General features: G+C 69.5%; 2 protein-coding genes. Both read right to left on the bottom strand.

Annotated elements, in window-relative coordinates:
* A partial coding sequence (gene priA / locus AC1VTH_RS07435; protein WP_481335506.1) for a replication restart helicase PriA occupies window positions 1-2,093 on the bottom strand: 2,093 nt, incomplete at its 3' end.
* Window positions 2,094-2,219: 126 nt separating this feature from the next.
* Window positions 2,220-3,496: SpaA isopeptide-forming pilin-related protein (locus AC1VTH_RS07440; protein ID WP_481335507.1), on the bottom strand; the 1,277-nt coding region annotated here is incomplete at its 5' end.

A 3,496-nucleotide genomic window follows, 5' to 3' on the forward strand; every position in this document is an offset into this window, starting at 1 on the left:
CGTAGCTCGCGGGCAAACGCCGCCGCGCGGTCGCGCACGACGCCCTCGTTAAGCCCGGCAAACGTTACGTTGGCGAGGCGCGAGAAGGGCGGGTAGTAGGCCTCCTCGCGCTCGTCGAGCTCGTAGGCCACGAAGGGGCCGCGGCGGTGCTTCTCGACCGCGCGAATCGCAGGGTGCGTGGCCCAGTAGGTCTGGATGACGACCTGCCCCGGGCGCTCTCCCCTGCCCGCGCGGCCCGCGACCTGCTCGAGCAGGTGGTAGGTGCGCTCGGCGGCGCGAAAGTCCGGCAGCTTGAGGGTGGTGTCGGCGTTAACCACGCCCACAAGCGTGACCTCGGGAAAGTCGAGACCCTTGGCGATCATCTGGGTACCCACGAGCACGGCGCACTCGGCCACGTCGAACTGCTCGAGGAGCTTCGTGTGGGCGCCCTTGGTGGCCGTGGTGTCGGCGTCCATGCGTATGACCTCGACATCATCGGGCAAAAGCATCCGCAGCTCATCCTCGACGCGCTGGGTGCCCACGCCATATTGGGCAAGGTAGCGGCTGCCGCAGTTGGGACACTTGGTCGAGGGGTCGGGGTAAGCGCGCACGGGCCAGACGCTGCCGCAGGTGTGGCAGGCGAGGCTGTGCGTGCGCTCGTGGTAGGTGAGCGCCGTGGAGCAGTGCGGGCAGGTGGGCACGCAGCCGCACTCGCGGCACATGAGGAAGCTCGCGAAGCCGCGGCGGTTAAGGAGCAGCACCGCCTTCTCGCGGCGCTCGGCCACCTCGAGAAGGGCGTCTCGCAGGGTGCGCGAGAAGACCGAGCCTCCCTTGGCACCCGGCTGGGAGCGCATGTCGACCACGTGCACGATGGGCAGAACGGCGCTACCGGGGCGCTCGGGCATGCTCGCACGCGTCCACGAGACGCCGCGCCAGCTGCCCGCCCGGCAGCGCTCGAGACTCTCGAGCGAGGGCGTGGCGCTACCCAGCACGAGCGCCGCCCCGCGGCGACGCGCAAGCTCGGCGGCCACCTCGCGCGCATGATAGCGCGGGGCCTGGTCCTGCTTATAGGAGCCCTCGTGCTCCTCGTCGATGATGATGAGGCCCACGTTCGCGAGCGGGGCAAAGAGAGCCGAGCGCGCGCCCACGACCACGTGCGCGGCGCCGCTGCGCAGCAAGTCCCACTGATCGAAGCGCTCGCCGGTCGATAGCCGCGAGTGGAGAATCGCCACGTCGTCGCCGAAGCGGCTGCGAAAGCGCCCCACCGTCTGGGCGGTGAGCGAGATCTCGGGCACGAGGACGATGGCGTCCCTGCCCTGGGCGCGCACGCACTCGATGGCGTCGAGGTAGACCTCGGTCTTGCCCGATCCCGTGACGCCATCGATGAGCACGACGTCGCCGCGCCTGGCGGAGACGGCCTCGGCGATGGCAGCTAGAGCACCCTGCTGACCTGCGGTTAATTGGGTGGGACGCGGGGCGTTGGCGCTCGAGAGGGTCGAGGCTTGCTCTGCCCCGCGAATGCGGCGGCGGTGCTCCACCTCCACGAGGCCGCGCTTGGCAAGCGCCGTGACCACGCCCGCGGCACCCGACACCATCGCCGCAAGCTCGGCCACGCGCATAGGGCCGGCCGAGAGGGCCTCGACCACCTGGCGCTGGCGGCTTGCGTTCTTGCGCGGCGTGAAGGCGCGGCCGGCATCAGTGAGCGCGGCCCAGCGATCGTCGACCGCCTGGGCGCGGTTGCAGACGAGCTCCCAGGCGCCCTCGTCGCTCTTGCGCACGCGCACCGTCTGGCCGGGCGCAAGCATGAGGCGCAGGCACGACGCCAGGGGCGCGGCGTACTCGCGGGCCATCCACAGGGCAAGGCCCGCCGCCACCTCGTCAAAGGCAGACGGGGCAAGCACGCGCTCAACGCTCAGCACGCGCAGAGGGTTCACGCCCTCCGACACCTCGGCCGAAGTCGAGACGACGTAGCCCACGACGTCCCTGTGGCCAAAGCTCACGAGGACGGTGCAGCCAGCCACGCAGCTCGTCTCGAGCTCAGTGGGGATGGCGTAGTCAAAGCACCCGTCAATGGCGCGGGTGGGTATGTCCGGAACGACCTGTGCGTATCTCATGGCTCCCAGTTTGCCACGTTGGACGGACAAATAGAAACGAGACGGAAGGTGATGGCCTTCCGTCTCGTCATGAGGTTCAAGCGTGACAAAGAGCTACGACCCCTTTGTCACCTTTTTCTGAAAGAACTAGGCGCGCTTGCGTCGGCGGTCGAGGCCCAGGGCGAGAAGGGCGAGGCCACCCGCGGCGATGAGCGACATCGCGACGGCGGGCGTCTCGTCGCCCGTCTGGGGCACGACCTTGGAGGTCTTGTCGGGCTCGTCGGAGCCGGGCGTCACGGGCACGGGCGGCGCGGGGTCGTCGGTTGCCGTGACGGTCCAGACGCCGTCGTCGGCCTTGGCAAGGCTCCAGCCAGCCACGTCGCCGCAGCTCACGATGCTGCCGTCCTGGCGAACTGCCACCTCGAAGGTGCTCGTAAGCGGCAGATAGCCGGAAGGCGCCGCAATCTCGCGGATGGCATAGCGCTCGCCCACCTGCAGCAGGCCCGCGAGCTCGGGCGCGGTGCCGACCGCACCAATCGTGACGACGCGGCTCGAGGACTCGGCGGCACCGGCAAACAGGCCGCTCACCTCGAAGCGCGCGCCCGCCATGGCGCTCGCGTCGGCGCCGTCGGAGGCACGCTTGGCGATGCGCAGGTGCGTCACGGGGTCCGCGAGCACAATCGCACGGCCGTCGTTGGAGACACTCCAATCGTTGGAGACGTCAACCAGAGCGTCGTAGCCGCCCTCGTCACCGCCTTGCACCACGCCCGTGATCTGCACCGTGCCATCGGCGTTGACGTAGATGCGCACGCGCCCCTCGACGATCGCGTGGCCCTCGGGGGCCGCGGTCTCCTCGAGCTCGTAGGAGTTGCCCACCACAAGCTGACGGCTCAGGAGCGTGCCGTCCGCATCGGGCTCGAGCTCGACCACGTCGGTGGTGGAGCCGTTCGCAAAGTGGTTCTCCTTGCCCTCGTCGTTCGTGCCATCGGCGCAGGAGAGCGTGAAGGTGGCGCCACCCAGGGCCTCACCGTCCTCGCCCACCTTGCGCAGCGTGACGTCGACGGGCTTGTCGGCTGCCACGAGAAGCACGCCCGACACATCGAGTGCAAAGCCCTTGTCGGCCAGCTCGTCCTCGGTGAGGTCGACGTAGCCGTCATCGCCGACGCGCACAGGAACGACGGAGCCGTTGGTGTCCACGCGGAACAGCAGGGTCTCGTCGCTCAGGGCATAGCCGTCGGGCGCGCGCGTCTCGCGCAGCTCGTAGACGCTCTCGTTGTCGGCCCGCAGCAGCGCGCGGTCGAACACGGCCAGGCCTGCCTCGCCAGACACCGTCTCGGTCGAGACCTCGCGGGCATCTTCCGAGCCGTCGGCAAAGGTGTAGCCGTCGGCGGGCGCCAGGCTAAAGGTGGCGCCGTTAAGGCCGA

It is taken from the genome of Parolsenella sp., from assembly GCF_982402205.1.